Origin of the sequence: Pseudomonas sp. Os17 (genome assembly GCF_001547895.1) — a bacterium.
Lineage (GTDB): Bacteria > Pseudomonadota > Gammaproteobacteria > Pseudomonadales > Pseudomonadaceae > Aquipseudomonas.
Map to the genome: position 1 here is coordinate 6,130,525 of NZ_AP014627.1, position 18,146 is coordinate 6,148,670.

Here is an 18,146-nt window from a genome sequence, read left to right on the forward strand (position 1 = left end):
GGAGAGCCACCATGAGCGTCTTGAACTTTCCCCGGATCTACCTCAACGGTTTCATGTTCTGGAACCCGCCGACCTTCAACAACAACGATGTGCTGCCGCTGTACGACGCGGTGAAGATGCAGATGAACTGGCGTTTCTTGAGCGAGTACGGGATCAACGACAAGAATGCCCCGCAGACGCTGATGCCCTGGGGCATCACCCCGCTGGCCTACCAGAATGTCCCGGACTATGTGCTGCAGGTGCCGACCAACGGCGATCCCAACAGTTACCCGATGATTCCCGCCGAGTGGGACCTGTTCGGCGACAACGCTTGCGGCACCGTGGATTATCAACAGTTTCGCTCGGTGATCATCGGCGGGGAATCCAAGGTCGACAGCTACATCGACAACGATCCGCTGATCAACAAGTCCTACCAACTGCTGGGCAATTCCTTCGGTAACCCGAGCCCGACCGCGGCACGTTTTGTCGACATCAGCCCCTGGCAGAACACCTTCACCGCGCTGTACTTCGACAAGATCACCCTGGGCGATACCACCTGCGGAGTGACCCTGAAACAGGGCTGCCGCATGCTCAACCGTTTCCTGGATTTCAATTGGGGGGCATTCGGCGGCCTGGTCTACGTGACCTGTACCTGGCAGACCTGCTTTACCAAAGACCAGGTGGACTGGTTCCTCGGCGGTTCGCAACTGCTGCAGAACCTGAAGGATGAAATGGAGCAGAACAAGGACGCCCAGGGCCTGATGCTCAGGTTCACCACCTACCTGACCGTCTACGACAAGAACGGCCTGTTCAACGACTTCAAGATCGTCAACAGCCACTCCCAGGCGCCCTGGGACATGTCCAGGTTGCAGATGCTCTATCAAATAGGCCTGGACAACCCGACCGAAACCTTCTTCAACCCGGCCTACAGCCGCACCGCCGGCACCCTGGGCCTGTGGCTCAACAACGAGTTCCCCACCGCCCCGGCCGGCCAGCGCCTGACGCCCCTGACCCCGGTGGACTTCTACAAGAAGGTTCCGGGCGACACGGTGATCCACAAGCCGGAACAGGTGGTCAACCTGGGCGTGCTCAGCGCCCAGCTCAACGGCAGTACGCTGTCGCTGGACCTGGGCAATACCTTTCCGAGCTACCCGGCTGTCCATGACCTTCCGGCCGCCCCTGACCTGGATGGCCGCAACAACGCTATTCCGGTCGCCGCCAAGTTCCATGTCGGCGACTATGAGTTGGGGGTCCAGCAGGGCGGCAACTTCGAGCCCCTGACCGGCATCAGCTTCGACCAGTATCAGCAATCGAACTTTGACAAGCGTTCCGGCCTGTTGGACCTGCCCCTCGATGCCGGCGCCCAGGCCCTGCTGAAAAACGGCAACCTGGCGCTGCGGCTCAAGGGCACCGACACCATCGCCGCTCAACAGCAGATGTGGACCGCGGAAGTCATCGAGAGCGGCAGTTTCATCGACGTCGGTGACAGCCGGACGCTGAACATCATGGTGCAGTACAACGGCAAGCCCGCGCCGGCCGGCACCACCTTGTGGGTCGCCGAGTACAACAACGCCTTCATGCTGACCACCAGCAACTACTACCTGGCGTTCAGCAACCCGGCGGACTTCGTGCTGATCAAAGACCTTCCCGACATGCGAGCGAAGAACGAGCCGGGCATGCCCCAGTTCGTCGACAGTTCGCAGCATCCGAGCCTGTTCAGGGAGGGCAGCGGCAGGCGCCTGAGCGCCATGATCGTCAAGGCTACCGCGTGCGATGAGCCGGTAAGCACCCCCATCACCTATCAGGAGTTCCTGAAAACACCGGCCGCCGTCGACCTGAGGCCGTGCCTGAAGTTCGACAAGCCACAGCCGATGACCGGGAAGCTGGACAATGACGCCGGCCTGGGCGCCACCGTGAACTACAGCCTGACCAGCATCAAGACCAATGCCGACGGCATCGCCCAGTTGACGGTGCAAGCCGTGGCGCCGGGCTTTCCCACCCTGCGCTTTTTCATTCAGGACGATCCGACGGGCATTCCGTTCAGCTTCTCCTACACCGACGCCTTCACCGACTTCCTCTCGCCGTTGCGGGTGCTGCCGCAAGAGCCGCAGATGCTCAAGGACTTCATCGACTGCTGGAACCGGGTGTACCAGTTCGACGACGCCAATGTGCGGATCTGGAAAGAGTTCATCTTTCCGCAAATCCTGCAGCCCTTCTATTACCTCTACCCGATCATGAACAAGTACATGCCGCTCAACTCCCTGCAGCGCATCGAGGGCGCGATCGAGCAGTTCATCACCCTGATCAGCAAGGAGTACCAGGAGGCCAGCACCCTGGCCATGCCCATCACCCGGGACCTGCCCCAGAGCCGGCGCCAGGTGCTGGAGATCTGGGCCAAGGATCTGGTGAGCACGGGCTACCCACCGACCCCGCTCGACCTCAACGCCTATCAGCAAGGTTGAGCCGCAACGCTCAGGCACTGGAACACCGGGCGACCCGAGTCGCCCGGCTTTGCAAAGGAGAGTCAGATGAACGCCAATCCACTCAAGCGCCTGCTGCTGGCCGCCACCCTGCTGTGCGCCAGCCAGGCATCCTGGGCCCAGGAATACCCCGATAACGTCTACTTCAACATGGGCGTGCACAACAACAAGGGCTGCGACGCCAAGACCAACAACTGCATCGCCAAGCGCCACCCGGGCGATCCGGCCGATCCGCTCTACCCGGCGACCTGGGTCAGCGACTGGACCATGTACCGGGTCACCGCCCACTACAAGAACAACCCGCCGCCCTACAGCAGCCCGCCCAGCACCCTCAAGCCTGCCGACTACACCGTGTCCCAGGGCACCAGCTACTACGACAACGACTATGTGCCGGCCGACGGCGACGGTTCCGGGGCGATGATGGAGCACTACGAGAAGTACTGCCTGCCGATCTTCCCGATCAAGAACAACAACTACACCTGCTCCTTCGTCTCCCTGGGCAACAAGGCCTACTTCCTCACCTACCCCGAGGATCGGCCCAAGGACATGCCGGCCTGCTGCATGTTCTCGCCGATGAACCACCCGCCACGCCGCGACTTCATCAAGCACCTGCCCTACAGCGCCGCCCGCAGCCAGCACCTGGACGGCAGCGTGCAGGCCTACGCCCTGGAGATTCCGGTCAAGCCGAGTCCGATTCTGTTCGGCTACGCCTTCTACAAGCAGGCCACCAGCGACGGCCAGGGCCAGCCGCCCTATCAGCATCCGCAGTCGTTCTACTTCTCCGGCGATGCCAGCGTCGCCAATGCACCGATCGTCAGCCAGAACTATCGCAACTGGCGCAACGAGAAGCCGGACCCGGCCAAGACCTGGGACCAGGTGGCGAAGATGTGCCCGGCCAACCCACCGGACTGCCAGCTCTTCAACCCGCCACCCTCGTTGAAAAACGGTGCCCGGCCGCAGTGGAACCAACTCTCGCCCACCCCGCAGTGACAGGAGCCGCGCCATGAACCATTGGAACCGTTGCACCGCCCTGTTGCTGCTCGGCCTCGGCAGCCTGCCGGCCCATGCCCTGCAGCCCAGCGCGCCCGGACCGCAGACCACTTGCCCACCCAGCGCCGTGGTGCCTGCGGCCGGCGCCTCGCAAGCAGCCTTCGATCAATACAGCTGGCAGATGTTCATCAACCTGAACTGGCCGGCCAAGGCCGGGCAGCGCGGGGTGGCCGATTGCAGCAAGTCCCTGGGCAGCCCGGGCAATACCGTGTGGCAGACCTACAAGAGCGTCAGCGAAACCTTTCTGCCCGGGGCCAAGAACCCGGGCCCCTGGAACTCGCAACTGCCGCGCAGGAACCTCAGCCTGATCAACATCGCCGCGCTCAAGAACACCCAGGTGGTGCAGTCGGACAACCAGGCCGTGGGCGGCTGGCTGATCGATCAGCGCGGCAACCCGACCTACTACGACATCGCCGCCAACGAGGTGTCCTACAACTACATCGTCGCCAACGACTTCTACAACGCGGCGATCGTCGATGCCGCGCAGAACATCAACTTTCCCAGCAACGCCAGCGAGATCAAGGCCAGCTGGCGCATCCTCACCAGCGCCGACGACAGCCGCCGCTACCTGACGATGAAAGCCCTGGTGACGAAGTTCGACAGCCAGGGACGGCCCAACGGCACCAAGACCGCCAACCTGGGGCTGGTGGGGCTGCACATCATCAGCAAGGTGGAGGGCTTCCCGCAGTGGATCTGGTCGACCTTCGAGCAGGTCGACAACGTGCCTCCCAAGGCCAGGATCGAGGGCAAGTGGGTGGACCAGCCGGTCTCGGGGATCTTCTACTCCTACTTCAACGCCAAGGCCCCCGCCGACCGCCTCAACCAATCCCCCTGCCTGTGGCAGCAGCAGGCCGGGAAAATGGTCTGCACGCCCAAACCCGGCACCAGCTTCAGCACCCCGGACCCGCTGAACCGGGTCACCCCGATCGCCGACGCGACCCAGCAGATCAATACCCAGTACCAGGGCAATCCGCAGGTACAGCAGAGCGTGTTCAAGTACTACCAGTTGATCACCACCCAACGCCCCCAGTCGCCGGACAATCCGGGCAACCCGCTGGGGCAGCCAATGCCATCGCTGTCGGCCAACGTCACCATGGAGAGCTACATCCAGCCCAACAGCAGTTGCATGAACTGTCACTCCATGGCGACACCGCTCAACAGCCAGTACAAGAGCGACTTCTCCTTCCTGTTCAGATTCGCCCATGCCCCCGTCACCAGCGTCGCCAAGGATAAGGAATAGACCATGAGCATATTGAACGGACCCCGACTGAACTTCTGGGGCGGCATCTCCACCGACGTCAGCGTGCCGAACAACTCGCCAACCCTGCCCGATGGCATCGAATCGTCCCTGGACCTGTTCGACCTCACCACCTCCACCGTGGCGGAACAGGCCCGGACCTACAGCGATGACAAGCTGTTTGAATTGATCAACGCCCCGGACCCCAGGATCGATTCCGACAGCCGCTACACCGCCGGCGGCTGGAACCACTACGGCGAACACGTGGTGACCCTGCACAACGCACTGATCAGTTCCCAGGGCACCCCGGGGCACATTGCGCTGGAAGGGGATCTGGTGGGCCAGCCGGTGTACCTGCTGGGATCGGTGACGCCAGGCACCGGACAAGGTCCGTATTCCGGCCCGATGATGGTCGACCTGGATCCCACGGCAACCACCACCACCCAGATCTTTGTCGGCGGCTTGCAGATCGGCGGCAGCGACAGTCCCCAACTGTTGATCCGCTGGAACGCGGTCTGCAGCAGTTTTGATGTCAACACTCGAGTCCTGGAGCCCGGGAAGATGGATTCCCCCGGCTCCTTTCACGGCAGCGGCACCTTTCAACTGACGTTCCCCCTGAGCAGCATCGTCAGCTACAACAAGGACAGCGCCGGGCTCAAGGCCTTGATCGAAGCGCCCAACGCCACCGGGATCGTGCTGCGTTTCGTGATGTTCGAAATGTGCCCGACCCTGACCACCGAGCAACTGAACGCGGATTACGCCGCCAACCAGTTCAGCCCCAACCCGAGCATCGGCCGGGTCATCGGCACCCTGGCCACGGCCTACGCCGATGAACCGCAGATCTGCCCGCCGGGCCGCCAGATCATCAACGCCGACGAGGACCTGAACATCACCAGCGTCGCCTACGCCGAGGTGGCCAACGGGCTATTGAGCATCGACATGGTCAACCTGATCCCCAAGCAGAGGTTCAGGGCCGTGCGTGACGATATCACCAGCCCCATCGGCCCCAACGCCGACTACGGGACCGTCACCATCGCCGCGGGCACGAGCGCCCTGGCGAGCTTCGAGCCCAGCGCCCCGATCCTGCAGGACTACTACCGCTACGGCGGCATCATCGACGTGCCCCTGGACACCGCCCAGACCCAACTGGTGCAGAGCACGCCCCTGTGCATCAGCGCTCCCGGGAGTGCCCGCAATCCAGCCCTATCGGCCCCGGAGTGCCCGTACCGGGTCTACAGCGATCAGCGCAACACCTACCTCGACCCGGACAGCCCCGGCGTGCAGGTCACCTTGCAAGTCCGTTACCTGGGAGCCCCGGTGCAGCAGGATACGCTGATCCGCATTCAGGCCTCGGCGACCTCGGTCTATCAGGCCCTGCGCTACTGGGACTTCCTGGAGCTGCCGAGCGCGATCACCGTGACCGCCGGCCAGCCTTCGGCGAGCTTCAGCGTCGTCCCCGTCGCCGGGTCCAGGACTCAGGCCGGCTTCACCACCCTGACCTACAGCATCGGCGGCAATCCCCTGACCCAAAGCTTCAGCAACTTTCGCAAATATGCCTGGAGCGACTTCGGCATTCCCGCCGGCAGCATCGTCACCTGGGAACAGGCGTATCAAAACGTGCTGCGCTTCCATTACCTGGCCTTCCCTGCCATGTCGCGCTACATCCAGCTCAACCAGCCCGACGCGGTCATGGGCTACAAGCAGGCGATCCTGGCCCGGATATCGCCCGAGTATCAGAACACCACCTTGTACATGTCGGTGGTGCGCTCGATGTCGCCGAGCCAGCGCGCCCTGCTGACGGCCTATCTCAATGGCACCCCCTGGCAGCCTTGAACAAGGAGACGATCATGCCCGTTGCTTTACTCATTCCCGCCCAGCCGCAACGGCTGTCGTGCCCAAGCAGCATCATCGCCGAGGGGCTGTTGAACCCTCGCGGTATCTGCGTGGAAGACGATGGCAGCCTGCTGCTGGTGGAGGCTGGCTCAGGCCTGCCGGACCAGGCATTCAGTGGTCGCATCAGTCGCCTGCGACCTGATCCCCAGGCCCCCGGCGCCTACTTGCCGCCCGAGGTCCTGGCCGAGGGCTTTCGCTCGATGAACATGCAGGCGCGGATGCTGCGCGACGAGATCATGGGGTTGTCGGACATCGCCTTCGGTGCCGGCCGCTACCTGGCCAGCCAGACCGATTACGTGGCCGGCTCCAAACTGCTGGACCTGCAATACCGCCCGCCCGAGCCGGTGTTTCACAGCCGCGGCAACCTCAATTCGTTGTGCTATCACCCCTCGCGTCACAGCTGGCTGGCGGTCAAGCCCGATACCAACCAGCTGGTGGAGTTCACCGAGGACGGCGAACAGGTGCTGGCCCAGTTGCCCGATCTGGATCAGGGCCAGGAAGCGGTCCCCGTGACCCTGGTCCACGAAGCGCAGACCGATGCGGTGCTGATCAGCCTGTTCTCCGGAGAATTGCATCGCGATCCGGCGCGCAAGGGCATCGACTTCGCCGACAAGGCCGGCCAGGTGATTCGGGTCTGGCCCGCCAGCGGCAGGATCGAGGTGCTGATTCGCGGGCTGCAACTGCCCACCGGACTGGCGCTGGACCCGCAGGGACGGATTCTGGTGCTGGAACTGTGCGACCGGCTGTTGCAACCCCTGCAGCCCGACTGGTCCGGCGAGACCTTGCACGGCGGCTTTGCCCGATTCAGCGGACGCCTGCTGCGCTGCGACCTGCAGCAACGCTCGGTGCAGGTACTGGCCCAGGGCCTGGATACGCCGTCCAACCTGTGCTGCGTGGCGAATGCCGTGCTGGTGAGCGAAGGCATGGGCCTGAGCGGACGCCCGATTCCCACGGCGGATCAGCAGGTGGTGGCCCTGAGCGGGCGCTTGCGCCGGGTGCAGCCATGAGCCTGCGCCTGATCAGCCAGGCATAAAAAAGGGGCCCTGCAGGGCCCCTTTTTCATCGGTGCTGAACGCTGAAAAGCGGTGGTTCAGAACGGAATATCGTCATCGAAGCTGTCGAAGTCCGGTGCCGGCTGCGGAGCGGCCTGCTGTGGTGCCGGACGCGACTCACGCTGCGGTTGCGGCGCAGGACGGGACTGCTGAGGACGCGGTGCCGAGTTGGACATGCCGCCCTGGCCCTGCTGGTCGCCCTGTGGACGGCCGCCCAGCAGCTGCATGGTGCCCTGCATGTCGACAATGATCTCGGTGGTGTAGCGCTTGATACCGTCTTTTTCCCACTCGCGGGTCTGCAGCTTGCCTTCGATGTAGACCTGCGAACCTTTGCGCAGGTACTCGCCGGCGATCTCGGCCACCTTGCCGAACATCGACACACGGTGCCATTCGGTGCGCTCGACCTTCTGACCGGTCTGCTTGTCGGTCCACTGCTCGCTGGTGGCCAGACTCAGGTTGGTCACGGCGTTACCGTTGGGCAGGTAGCGAACTTCGGGATCCTGGCCGCAAGTGCCGACCAATATGACTTTGTTAACCCCACGGGCCATAACGTTCTCCTAGGCTTCGCGCGCCGACGGCGCTGGATTGACCAGCTGCTCGAGGGTCGTGCGATCCAATAATTCGGTGTCCAATTTGATGTAAATGGCGGCTTCTTCGGCCACCACTACGGCATCTGTTACCCCAACAACGGCCTTCAGGCGCTCGACCAGGCCGGCTTCGCGGATCGCTTCGGGCGATAACGGCAAGCGCAGGCTCGTCACATACGGGGGCTCGCGCATGGTAACAGCAAAGGCCAGCCAGAGTGCAGCCAGACCTGCCCCTCCAAGGAACACAACCGACAAACCGCCATGCTGGAACAACCAGCCGCCGAGGATGCCGCCCAGTGCCGAACCGAGGAACTGGCTGGTGGAATACACCCCCATCGCCGTGCCCTTGCCGCCTGCTGGCGACACCTTGCTGATCAGCGACGGCAAGGACGCTTCCAGCAGGTTGAACGCGGTGAAGAACACCACGGTGCCGATCACCAACGCCCGCAAACTGTCGCCGAACTCCCAGAAGAATAGCTCGGTGAGCAGCAGCGTACTGACCGCGCCCAACAGAACTCGTTTCATTTTGCGTTTCTTCTCGCCGTAGATGATGAACGGGATCATGGCGAAGAAGGAGATCAGCAGTGCGGTGAGGTACACCCACCAATGCTGGTCTTTGGGCAAGCCGGCTTTTTCCACCAGCGCCAGGGGCAAGGCAACGAAGCTCGACATGAGCATCGCGTGCAACACGAAGATCCCCAGGTCCAGGCGCAGCAGGTCCGGATGCTTGAGGGTGGGAATCAGCGCCTGACGCGCCACTCCGGACTCGCGGTGCTGCAGGGGCCCGGTGGCGCGCGGCACCATGAAGGCAATGATCAGGATCCCCACCAGGGCCATGCCACCGGTGGCCAGGAACAGCCCGGACAAGCCGAAGCTGCGGGTCAGCAGCGGGCCGACCACCATGGCGACGGCAAAGGAGACGCCGATGGTCATGCCGATCATGGCCATGGCCTTGGTCCGATGCTGTTCCCGGGTCAGGTCCGAGAGCAACGCCATCACCGCTGCGGAAATCGCCCCGGCGCCCTGCAGGATCCGGCCGGCGATCACGCCCCAGATCGAGTCGGCATTAGCCGCCAGCACGCTGCCCAGGGCGAACACGATCAGCCCCAGGTAGATCACCGGGCGGCGCCCGATGCGATCGGAAATGATCCCGAAGGGAATCTGGAAAATCGCCTGGGTCAGGCCATAGGCACCAATGGCCAGGCCGATCAGGGCCGGGGTCGCTCCTGCGAGATCCATTCCATAGGTTGCCAGGACCGGCAGTACCATAAACATGCCAAGCATACGGAAGGCGAACACCAGGGCCAGGCCGCTTGCTGCGCGGGTCTCGCTGCCGCTCATGCGTTCGCTGTGGGGATCGTGCATGGAAAAACCTCGTGTGAACCGGCGGCGATTCTACCAGTCGGATCGGTAGAGGGGGTATATGGCGACGCTTTGCCGCGCAGCCCTGAGCGGCAACCGAAAAAGCCACGCACGATAGTGTGCATCCATCCAGTATTTGGTTTTATACTCCTGCCTTTACGCCCGCCGATCGAGGCCACTTTTGGACAAGATTCTGATTCGTGGGGCCCGCACCCACAACCTGAAGAACATCGACCTGACCCTGCCGCGGGACAAGTTGATCGTCATCACCGGGCTGTCTGGGTCCGGCAAGTCGTCCCTGGCTTTCGACACTTTGTATGCCGAAGGCCAGCGCCGCTATGTCGAGTCGCTGTCGGCCTATGCCCGACAGTTCCTGTCGATGATGGAAAAGCCCGATGTGGACACCATCGAAGGTCTGTCGCCGGCGATTTCCATCGAGCAGAAATCCACCTCCCACAACCCGCGCTCCACTGTCGGCACCATCACCGAAATCTACGACTACCTGCGCCTGCTCTATGCCCGCGTCGGTACTCCGCGCTGCCCCGATCACGACATCCCGCTGGAAGCCCAGACCGTCAGCCAGATGGTCGATCTGGTGCTGGCCCAGCCCGAAGGCAGCAAGCTGATGCTGTTGGCCCCGGTGATTCGCGAGCGCAAGGGTGAACACCTGTCGGTCTTCGAAGAGCTGCGAGCCCAGGGTTTTGTCCGCGCGCGGGTCAACGGCAAGCTGTTCGAGCTGGACGAGTTGCCGAAGCTGGATAAACAGAAGAAGCATTCCATCGATGTGGTGGTCGACCGCTTCAAGGTGCGTGGCGATCTGCAGCAACGCCTGGCGGAATCCTTTGAGACCGCACTGAAGCTGGCTGACGGCATTGCCCTGGTGGCGCCGATGGACGACGAGCCGGGGGAAGAAATGATCTTCTCCGCACGCTTTGCCTGTCCGATCTGCGGCCATGCCATCAGCGAGCTGGAACCCAAGCTGTTCTCCTTCAACAACCCGGCCGGCGCCTGCCCGACCTGCGATGGCCTGGGGGTCAAGCAGTTCTTCGACATCAAGCGTCTGGTCAATGGCGAACTGACCCTGGCCGAAGGCGCGATTCGCGGCTGGGACCGGCGCAACGTCTATTACTTCCAGATGCTCGGCTCGCTGGCTGCGCATTACGGGTTCAGCCTGGAGGTGCCGTTCAACCAGCTGCCGGCGGACCAGCAGAAAGTCATCCTGCAGGGCAGCGGTACGCAGAATGTCGACTTCAAGTACCTCAACGACCGCGGCGATATCGTCAAGCGCTCCCACCCGTTCGAGGGGATAGTGCCGAACCTGGAGCGACGCTACCGGGAAACCGAGTCGGCCACGGTGCGTGAGGAACTGGCCAAGTTCCTCAGCACCCAGCCCTGCCCGGACTGCCGCGGCACGCGCCTGCGCCGCGAGGCCCGTCATGTCTGGGTCGGCGAGAAAACCCTGCCGGCGGTCACCAGCCTGCCCATCGGCGATGCCACCGACTACTTCGGTACCTTGAAGCTCACCGGGCGACGCGGCGAAATCGCCGACAAGATCCTCAAGGAGATCCGCGAGCGCCTGCAGTTCCTGGTGAACGTGGGGCTCGACTATCTGACCCTGGATCGCAGCGCCGATACCTTATCCGGCGGCGAGGCCCAGCGTATCCGCCTGGCCAGCCAGATCGGTGCCGGCCTGGTGGGGGTGATGTACATCCTCGACGAGCCATCCATTGGGCTGCACCAGCGGGACAATGACCGACTGCTGGGCACCCTGAAGCACCTGCGGGATATCGGCAACACGGTCATCGTGGTCGAGCATGATGAAGACGCGATCCGCCTGGCCGACTACGTGGTGGACATCGGCCCGGGCGCCGGTGTGCATGGAGGCCGAATCGTTGCCGAAGGTACTGCGGCAGAAGTCATGGCGCACCCGGACTCCCTGACCGGCAAGTACCTGTCCGGCCGGGTGAAGATCGTGGTGCCGGCCAAGCGCACGCCGCGCAACAAGAAGCTTTCCCTGACCCTCAAGGGCGCGCGCGGCAACAACCTGCGCAATGTCGACCTGGAAATTCCGATTGGTCTGCTGACCTGCGTTACCGGGGTATCCGGCTCGGGCAAATCGACGCTGATCAACAACACCCTGTTCCCCCTGAGCGCCACAGCGCTCAACGGTGCCACCACTCTGGAAGCGGCACCGCACGACAGCATCAACGGCCTGCAGCACCTGGATAAGGTGGTGGACATCGATCAAAGCCCGATCGGTCGTACTCCGCGCTCCAACCCGGCGACTTACACCGGGCTGTTCACCCCGATTCGCGAGTTGTTTTCCGGCGTTCCGGAGTCCCGTTCCCGGGGCTATGGCCCTGGCCGCTTCTCCTTCAACGTCAAGGGTGGCCGCTGCGAGGCCTGTCAGGGTGATGGTCTGATCAAGGTGGAGATGCACTTCCTGCCGGACATCTACGTGCCCTGCGACGTGTGCAAGAGCAAGCGTTACAACCGCGAGACGCTGGAGATCAAGTACAAGGGCAAGAACATCCACGAAGTGCTGGAAATGACCATCGAAGAAGCGCGTGAATTCTTCGATCCGGTTCCGGCCCTGGCGCGCAAACTGCAAACACTGATGGATGTGGGCCTGTCCTACATCAAGCTTGGCCAGTCGGCGACCACCTTGTCCGGCGGCGAAGCCCAGCGGGTCAAGCTGTCCCGTGAGCTGTCCAAGCGCGACACCGGCAAAACCCTGTATATCCTCGACGAGCCGACCACTGGCCTGCACTTCGCGGATATCCAGCAACTGCTGGACGTGTTGCACCGCCTGCGCGATCACGGCAACACCGTGGTGGTGATCGAACACAACCTGGATGTGATCAAGACCGCCGACTGGCTGGTGGACCTGGGGCCGGAAGGCGGCTCCAAAGGCGGCCAGATCATCGCCGTCGGTACCCCGGAGCAGGTTGCGGAAATGCCCCAATCCCACACCGGGCATTACCTCAAGCCGTTGCTGACTCGCGACCGCGCCTGAGGCCCATGAAAAAGCCCCTGGCACTTCACAGTGCCAGGGGCTTTTTTGTCTCTATGGATTGCTGCGTTTCCCGTAGTAGCGAGCTCGCTCGCGAACGGCAACCAAACCTCACGCAATCAGAACTGCGACTGCAGGTAGTTTTCCAGACCGATGGATTTGATCAGGCCCAACTGCTTCTCCAGCCAGTAGGTGTGATCTTCTTCGGTATCTGCCAACTGGATACGCAGAATGTCGCGGCTGACATAGTCCTGGTGCAGCTCGCACAGCTCGATGCCTTTGCACAGCGCGGCGCGGACCTTGTATTCCAGACGCAGGTCGCTGGCCAGCATCTCCGGCACCGTGGTTCCGGTATCGAGATCGTCGGGGCGCATGCGCGGTGTGCCTTCGAGCATCAGAATGCGGCGTATCAGGGCATCGGCGTGTTGCGCCTCTTCTTCCATTTCGTGGTTGATACGCTCGTAGAGCTTGGTGAAGCCCCAGTCCTCGTACATCCGCGAATGAATGAAATATTGGTCGCGTGCTGCCAGTTCGCCCGTCAGCAACGTGTTGAGGTAATCGATTACGTCCGGGTGACCTTGCATCGCCCTAAATCTCCCTGCTTGAAAGTGGGTAGTTTGAACCAAGCTGACTTGCAGGTCACTTAGAAAGAGCCATAAAAGTGAAGAATATCCGAGAAAACCAGTAGAAATAACGCAAAAACCGCCCTAATGAGGGCGGTTCTGCTTCTTATTTAGACTTACTTGAGCGATACGCCCAAAGCTTTGGCGATACCCTCGCCGTAAGCCGGGTCAGCCTTGTAGAAATGTTGCAGCTGACGATCAACCACATCAGCCGTTACCCCGGTCATGGCACCGGCAATGTTGTTGATCAACAGAGCCTTCTGCTCATCGTTCATGAGGCGGAACAGAGCCCCTGCATGACTGTAATAGTCGGTGTCTTCACGATGATCGTAGCGGTCTGCCGCACCGCTAAGCGCCAGGGGCGGCTCTGCGTAGCGTGGAGCCTGCTTCGGGGCATCGCTGTAGCTATTGGGCTCGTAGTTCGGCGCAGCACCACCATTGCTTCCGAACGCCATGGAGCCGTCGCGCTGGTAGCTGTTTACCGGACTCAATGGAGCGTTCACCGGCAACTGCTGGTGGTTGGTGCCCACGCGGTAGCGGTGCGCATCGGCGTAAGCGAATACCCGGCCCTGCAGCATACGATCCGGCGAAAGCCCGACACCTGGCACCATGTTGCTTGGGCCAAAGGTGGCCTGTTCGACCTCGGCAAAGTAGTTCAGCGGATTGCGGTTCAACTCCAACTCACCCACCTCAATCAACGGGAACTCCTTCTGCGACCAGGTCTTGGTCACATCAAACGGGTTCTCGTAGTGCGCCGCGGCTTGTGCCTCGGTCATGATCTGAATGCACACGCTCCACTTCGGAAAATCGCCGCGCTCGATCGCATTGAACAGGTCGCGCTGTGCGTAATCCGGGTCGGTACCGGCCAGGCGTGCCGCCTCTGTCGGCGCGAGGTTCTTGATGCCCTGCTTGGTCTTGTAGTGCCACTTGACCCAGTGCCGCTCTCCCTTGGCGTTGATCAGGCTGTAGGTGTGACTGCCAAAGCCGTGCATATGACGGTAGCCGTCTGGAATACCGCGATCGGAAAACAGGATGGTCACCTGGTGCAATGCCTCAGGCGAGTGCGACCAGAAATCCCACATCATCTGGGCACTTTTCAGATTGCTCTGGGGAAGGCGTTTCTGGGTGTGGATAAAGTCGGGAAACTTCAGTGGGTCGCGAATGAAGAATACCGGGGTGTTGTTGCCCACGATGTCCCAGTTGCCTTCCTCCGTGTAGAACTTGAGGGCGAAGCCGCGAGGGTCACGCTCGGTATCAGCCGAGCCACGTTCACCGCCCACGGTGGAGAAACGCAGGAAGGTCGGAGTCTTCTTGCCAACTGCTTCAAACAGCTTCGCGCTGGTGTATTGGGTGATATCGCGAGAGACAGTGAAAGTGCCATAGGCGCCCGAACCCTTGGCGTGCACACGACGCTCAGGAATATTCTCACGGTTGAAATGGGCAAGCTTTTCGATCAGGTGAAAATCGTCGAGAAGCAGCGGGCCCCGAGGGCCGGCGGAGCGGGAATTCTGGTTGTCAGCGACAGGAGCGCCACTAGCGGTTGTAAGAGTTTTGGTCTGGCTCATGCACAATCTTCCTCTGTCAGTCTGTGAAACTGCCGGCTAATCGGCTGACAAGGAGTATTGACCACCAGTGTTACAACATCCAATGCATTACACATTAGTTAACGATAGAAATATCTAATACATGCAGACACAAAAAACCGGGCACTAGGCCCGGTTCCTTGTTTCAGACTGACGTCTTACTCAGCGGATACAGCTTCACCGCCGACAGCACGATCAACCAGTTCAACGTACGCCATAGGAGCGTTGTCGCCAGCGCGGAAACCGCACTTGAGGATGCGCAGGTAGCCACCCTCACGGGTAGCGTAACGCTTGCCCAGGTCGTTGAAGAGCTTACCAACGATAGCTTTCGAACGAGTACGGTCGAAAGCCAGACGGCGGTTAGCCAGGCTGTCTGTCTTGGCCAAAGTGATCAGCGGCTCGGCAACGCGGCGCAGTTCTTTAGCTTTCGGCAGTGTAGTTTTGATCAGCTCGTGCTCGAACAGCGACACCGCCATGTTCTGGAACATGGCCTTGCGGTGCGAGCTGGTGCGGCTCAGGTGACGCCCACTTTTACGATGACGCATGGTTCATTCCTTACCAAACACAACGTTCGGTGATTACGACGATCAGGCAGTCGCCTTGTCGTCCTTCTTAAGACTTGCAGGCGGCCAGTTGTCGAGGCGCATGCCGAGGGACAGACCGCGGGAGGCCAGAACGTCCTTGATTTCGGTCAAGGATTTCTTACCCAGGTTCGGAGTCTTCAACAGTTCTACTTCGGTACGCTGAATCAGGTCGCCGATGTAGTAAATGTTTTCCGCCTTAAGGCAGTTAGCCGAACGTACAGTCAGTTCCAGATCGTCAACCGGGCGAAGCAGGATCGGATCGATCTCGTCTTCCTGCTCGACTACCACTGGCTCACTGTCACCTTTGAGGTCGACGAACGCAGCCAACTGCTGTTGCAGGATGGTTGCAGCACGACGGATAGCCTCTTCAGGATCCAGAGTACCGTTGGTTTCCAGATCAATAACCAGCTTGTCCAGGTTAGTACGCTGCTCGACACGGGCGTTTTCCACCACGTATGCGATGCGGCGAACCGGGCTGAACGAAGAGTCGAGCTGCAAGCGACCAATGCTGCGGCTTTCGTCTTCATCGCTCTGACGCGAGTCGGCCGGTTCATAACCACGACCACGAGCTACTACGAGCTTCATGTTCAGGGCGCCGTTAGACGCCAGGTTAGCGATTACGTGATCGGGGTTAACGATCTCGACATCATGATCCAGCTGAATATCGGCAGCGGTAACCACCCCCGAACCCTTCTTCGACAAGGTCAGCGTAACTTCGTCACGGCCGTGCAGCTTGATAGCCAGACCTTTAAGGTTCAACAGGATTTCAATTACGTCTTCCTGTACACCTTCGATGGCGCTGTACTCGTGGAGCACACCGTCAATCTCGGCCTCGACTACTGCACAGCCGGGCATTGAGGACAACAGGATGCGGCGCAGCGCGTTGCCCAGGGTGTGGCCAAAGCCACGCTCGAGAGGCTCGAGAGTGATCTTGGCGCGGGTTGGACTGACAACCTGCACATCAATGTGGCGGGGTGTCAGGAACTCATTTACCGAAATCTGCATGGATGCACCTATTTTCTAGCCCTTACTTGGAGTAGAGCTCGACAATCAGGCTTTCGTTGATGTCGGCGGACAGATCACTGCGAGCTGGAACGTTCTTGAAAACGCCCGACTTCTTCTCAGTGTCTACTTCTACCCATTCTACGCGGCCACGTTGAGCACACAGATCGAGAGCTTGGACAATGCGAAGTTGATTTTTTGCTTTCTCGCGAACAGCGACCACGTCACCAGCACGAACCTGGTAGGACGGAACGTTAACGGTCTGACCGTTTACGCTGATCGACTTGTGCGATACCAGCTGACGGGACTCGGCACGAGTAGAACCGAAGCCCATGCGGTATACAACGTTGTCCAGACGGCATTCGAGCAGTTGCAACAGGTTTTCGCCGGTTGCGCCCTTCTTGCCAGCTGCTTGTTTGTAGTAGCCGCTGAATTGACGCTCGAGTACGCCGTAGATACGACGGACTTTTTGCTTTTCACGCAGCTGAGTACCGTAGTCGGACTGACGACCACGACGCTGGCCGTGGATGCCAGGAGCTGCTTCGATGTTGCACTTGGATTCGATAGCGCGCACGCCGCTCTTCAGGAAGAGATCGGTGCCTTCGCGACGAGCCAGTTTGCATTTTGGACCAATGTAACGAGCCATTCTTTACAATCTCCTGGATTACACGCGGCGCTTCTTCGGCGGACGGCACCCGTTGTGCGGGATTGGCGTCACGTCGGTGATGCTGGCGATCTTGTAGCCACAGCCGTTCAAAGCGCGGACTGCGGATTCACGACCTGGACCTGGGCCCTTGACGTTAACGTCGAGGTTCTTCAGGCCATATTCCAGCGCAGCTTGACCAGCACGTTCAGCAGCTACTTGAGCAGCAAACGGGGTGGACTTGCGAGAACCGCGGAAACCCGAACCACCGGAGGTTGCCCAGGAAAGAGCGTTACCTTGACGGTCGGTGATGGTCACGATGGTGTTGTTGAAAGACGCGTGGATGTGGGCGATGCCATCAACCACTGTCTTTTTAATCTTTTTACGAGGACGAGCAGCAGGTTTTGCCATGACTAAATTCCTGTCGATTCGCTGGTGCGATTACTTGCGGATCGGCTTACGCGGACCTTTGCGAGTACGCGCGTTGGTCTTGGTACGCTGACCGCGCACTGGAAGACCACGACGATGGCGCAGACCGCGGTAGCAGCCCAGATCCATCAAGCGTTTGATTTTCATGTTGATTTCGCGACGCAGGTCACCTTCAGTGGTGAACTTCGCCACTTCGCCACGCAGCTGTTCAATTTGCTCGTCGCTCAGATCCTTGATCTTCGCAGCTGGGTTGACCCCAGTCACCGCACAGATTTTCTGTGCAGTAGTGCGACCAACACCATAGATGTAGGTCAGCGAGATAACAGTATGCTTGTTATCTGGAATGTTAACGCCTGCAATACGGGCCATTCAGTGGGACTCCAATTGACAGCTACCTACGCCCCGGAAGCCAAGAAATAGGGCGCGAGATAATATCGCTGTAATAACAAATAATCAACCCGGCAGCGCACTAGCTGCCGGGCTTGAAGCACAATCACACTCAGCCTTGGCGCTGTTTGTGACGCGGTTCCGCGCTGCAAATTACTCGAACAACACCTTCGCGGCGAATAATCTTGCAGTTACGGCACAGCTTTTTCACCGATGCACGAACTTTCATCACCAACTCCTCG

The 18,146-nt window shown here is 60.7% G+C and carries 16 protein-coding genes; 6 read left to right on the plus strand and 10 right to left on the minus strand.

Translation table 11 applies throughout. The features are described 5' to 3' along the window. The first annotated feature begins 11 nt into the window (after positions 1-11). The 5 genes from POS17_RS27130 (at position 12) to POS17_RS27150 (ending at position 7,646) form a co-directional block, all read left to right on the plus strand. Positions 12-2,441, plus strand: a complete 2,430-nt coding sequence (locus tag POS17_RS27130; protein ID WP_060841328.1) for a hypothetical protein — start codon at positions 12-14, stop codon at positions 2,439-2,441. Between the two features lie 66 nt (positions 2,442-2,507). Further along, positions 2,508-3,449, plus strand: coding sequence for a hypothetical protein (locus POS17_RS27135; RefSeq protein ID WP_060841329.1), 942 nt, complete (start codon positions 2,508-2,510; stop codon positions 3,447-3,449). Between the two features lie 13 nt (positions 3,450-3,462). After that, entirely contained in the window at positions 3,463-4,749 is a 1,287-nt protein-coding gene (locus POS17_RS27140) for a hypothetical protein (RefSeq protein WP_060841330.1), read from the plus strand. A gap of 3 nt (positions 4,750-4,752) precedes the next feature. Beyond that, a complete protein-coding gene (locus POS17_RS27145; RefSeq protein ID WP_060841331.1) occupies positions 4,753-6,579 on the plus strand; it encodes a hypothetical protein in 1,827 nt (608 codons plus the stop codon). Positions 6,580-6,593: 14 nt separating this feature from the next. Next, entirely contained in the window at positions 6,594-7,646 is a 1,053-nt protein-coding gene (locus POS17_RS27150) for a hypothetical protein (protein WP_060841332.1), read from the plus strand. An 83-nt stretch (positions 7,647-7,729) separates the two neighbouring features. On the opposite strand, the gene POS17_RS27155 is transcribed toward POS17_RS27150, so the two are convergent. Next, positions 7,730-8,239 carry a single-stranded DNA-binding protein gene (locus tag POS17_RS27155; protein WP_011063767.1) on the minus strand — a complete coding sequence of 170 codons (510 nt, stop codon included), beginning with the start codon at positions 8,237-8,239 and terminating at the stop codon, positions 7,730-7,732. A 9-nt stretch (positions 8,240-8,248) separates the two neighbouring features. Next, positions 8,249-9,643, minus strand: coding sequence for an MFS transporter (locus POS17_RS27160; RefSeq protein WP_060841333.1), 1,395 nt, complete (start codon positions 9,641-9,643; stop codon positions 8,249-8,251). 178 nt (positions 9,644-9,821) lie between these two features. Here POS17_RS27160 and uvrA point away from each other — a divergent pair, with 178 nt between their 5' ends. Continuing rightward, complete coding sequence (gene uvrA, locus POS17_RS27165) at positions 9,822-12,656, plus strand: excinuclease ABC subunit UvrA (protein ID WP_060841334.1); 2,835 nt, start codon at positions 9,822-9,824, stop codon at positions 12,654-12,656. A gap of 116 nt (positions 12,657-12,772) precedes the next feature. Here uvrA and bfr read toward each other — a convergent pair whose 3' ends face one another. The 8 genes from bfr to rpmJ all read right to left on the minus strand — a co-directional run bounded on the left by bfr (position 12,773) and on the right by rpmJ (position 18,133). Then, positions 12,773-13,237, minus strand: a complete 465-nt coding sequence (gene bfr / locus POS17_RS27170; protein WP_060841335.1) for a bacterioferritin — start codon at positions 13,235-13,237, stop codon at positions 12,773-12,775. A gap of 155 nt (positions 13,238-13,392) precedes the next feature. Beyond that, positions 13,393-14,841, minus strand: coding sequence for a catalase (locus POS17_RS27175; RefSeq protein ID WP_060841336.1), 1,449 nt, complete (start codon positions 14,839-14,841; stop codon positions 13,393-13,395). 176 nt (positions 14,842-15,017) lie between these two features. Continuing rightward, the gene (gene rplQ / locus POS17_RS27180; protein WP_007924175.1) at positions 15,018-15,404 is read right to left on the minus strand and encodes a 50S ribosomal protein L17; all 387 of its coding nucleotides are present in this window, start codon (positions 15,402-15,404) and stop codon (positions 15,018-15,020) included. Positions 15,405-15,446: 42 nt separating this feature from the next. Beyond that, the gene (locus POS17_RS27185; RefSeq protein ID WP_007970428.1) at positions 15,447-16,448 is read right to left on the minus strand and encodes a DNA-directed RNA polymerase subunit alpha; all 1,002 of its coding nucleotides are present in this window, start codon (positions 16,446-16,448) and stop codon (positions 15,447-15,449) included. Positions 16,449-16,470: 22 nt separating this feature from the next. Then, positions 16,471-17,091 (minus strand): 30S ribosomal protein S4, encoded by a 621-nt coding sequence (gene rpsD, locus POS17_RS27190; protein WP_011063772.1) that lies wholly within the window; start codon positions 17,089-17,091, stop codon positions 16,471-16,473. An 18-nt stretch (positions 17,092-17,109) separates the two neighbouring features. Next, positions 17,110-17,499, minus strand: coding sequence for a 30S ribosomal protein S11 (gene rpsK / locus POS17_RS27195; RefSeq protein WP_007924177.1), 390 nt, complete (start codon positions 17,497-17,499; stop codon positions 17,110-17,112). A gap of 30 nt (positions 17,500-17,529) precedes the next feature. Then, positions 17,530-17,886 carry a 30S ribosomal protein S13 gene (rpsM, locus tag POS17_RS27200; RefSeq protein WP_003186020.1) on the minus strand — a complete coding sequence of 119 codons (357 nt, stop codon included), beginning with the start codon at positions 17,884-17,886 and terminating at the stop codon, positions 17,530-17,532. Positions 17,887-18,016: 130 nt separating this feature from the next. Further along, positions 18,017-18,133, minus strand: coding sequence for a 50S ribosomal protein L36 (rpmJ, locus tag POS17_RS31995; protein ID WP_002555468.1), 117 nt, complete (start codon positions 18,131-18,133; stop codon positions 18,017-18,019). Positions 18,134-18,146: the final 13 nt, after the last annotated feature.

Bases quoted from the DNA above. Each gene is read 5' to 3' on its own strand.
- POS17_RS27130 (WP_060841328.1), top strand. From the start codon at position 12: ATGAGCGTCTTGAACTTTCCCCGGATCTACCTCAACGGTTTCATGTTC.
- POS17_RS27135 (WP_060841329.1), top strand. From the start codon at position 2,508: ATGAACGCCAATCCACTCAAGCGCCTGCTGCTGGCCGCCACCCTGCTG.
- POS17_RS27140 (WP_060841330.1), top strand. From the start codon at position 3,463: ATGAACCATTGGAACCGTTGCACCGCCCTGTTGCTGCTCGGCCTCGGC.
- POS17_RS27145 (WP_060841331.1), top strand. From the start codon at position 4,753: ATGAGCATATTGAACGGACCCCGACTGAACTTCTGGGGCGGCATCTCC.
- POS17_RS27150 (WP_060841332.1), top strand. From the start codon at position 6,594: ATGCCCGTTGCTTTACTCATTCCCGCCCAGCCGCAACGGCTGTCGTGC.
- POS17_RS27155 (WP_011063767.1), bottom strand. From the start codon at position 8,239: ATGGCCCGTGGGGTTAACAAAGTCATATTGGTCGGCACTTGCGGCCAG.
- POS17_RS27160 (WP_060841333.1), bottom strand. From the start codon at position 9,643: ATGCACGATCCCCACAGCGAACGCATGAGCGGCAGCGAGACCCGCGCA.
- bfr (WP_060841335.1), bottom strand. From the start codon at position 13,237: ATGCAAGGTCACCCGGACGTAATCGATTACCTCAACACGTTGCTGACG.
- POS17_RS27175 (WP_060841336.1), bottom strand. From the start codon at position 14,841: ATGAGCCAGACCAAAACTCTTACAACCGCTAGTGGCGCTCCTGTCGCT.
- rplQ (WP_007924175.1), bottom strand. From the start codon at position 15,404: ATGCGTCATCGTAAAAGTGGGCGTCACCTGAGCCGCACCAGCTCGCAC.
- POS17_RS27185 (WP_007970428.1), bottom strand. From the start codon at position 16,448: ATGCAGATTTCGGTAAATGAGTTCCTGACACCCCGCCACATTGATGTG.
- rpsD (WP_011063772.1), bottom strand. From the start codon at position 17,091: ATGGCTCGTTACATTGGTCCAAAATGCAAACTGGCTCGTCGCGAAGGC.
- rpsK (WP_007924177.1), bottom strand. From the start codon at position 17,499: ATGGCAAAACCTGCTGCTCGTCCTCGTAAAAAGATTAAAAAGACAGTG.
- rpsM (WP_003186020.1), bottom strand. From the start codon at position 17,886: ATGGCCCGTATTGCAGGCGTTAACATTCCAGATAACAAGCATACTGTT.
- rpmJ (WP_002555468.1), bottom strand. From the start codon at position 18,133: ATGAAAGTTCGTGCATCGGTGAAAAAGCTGTGCCGTAACTGCAAGATT.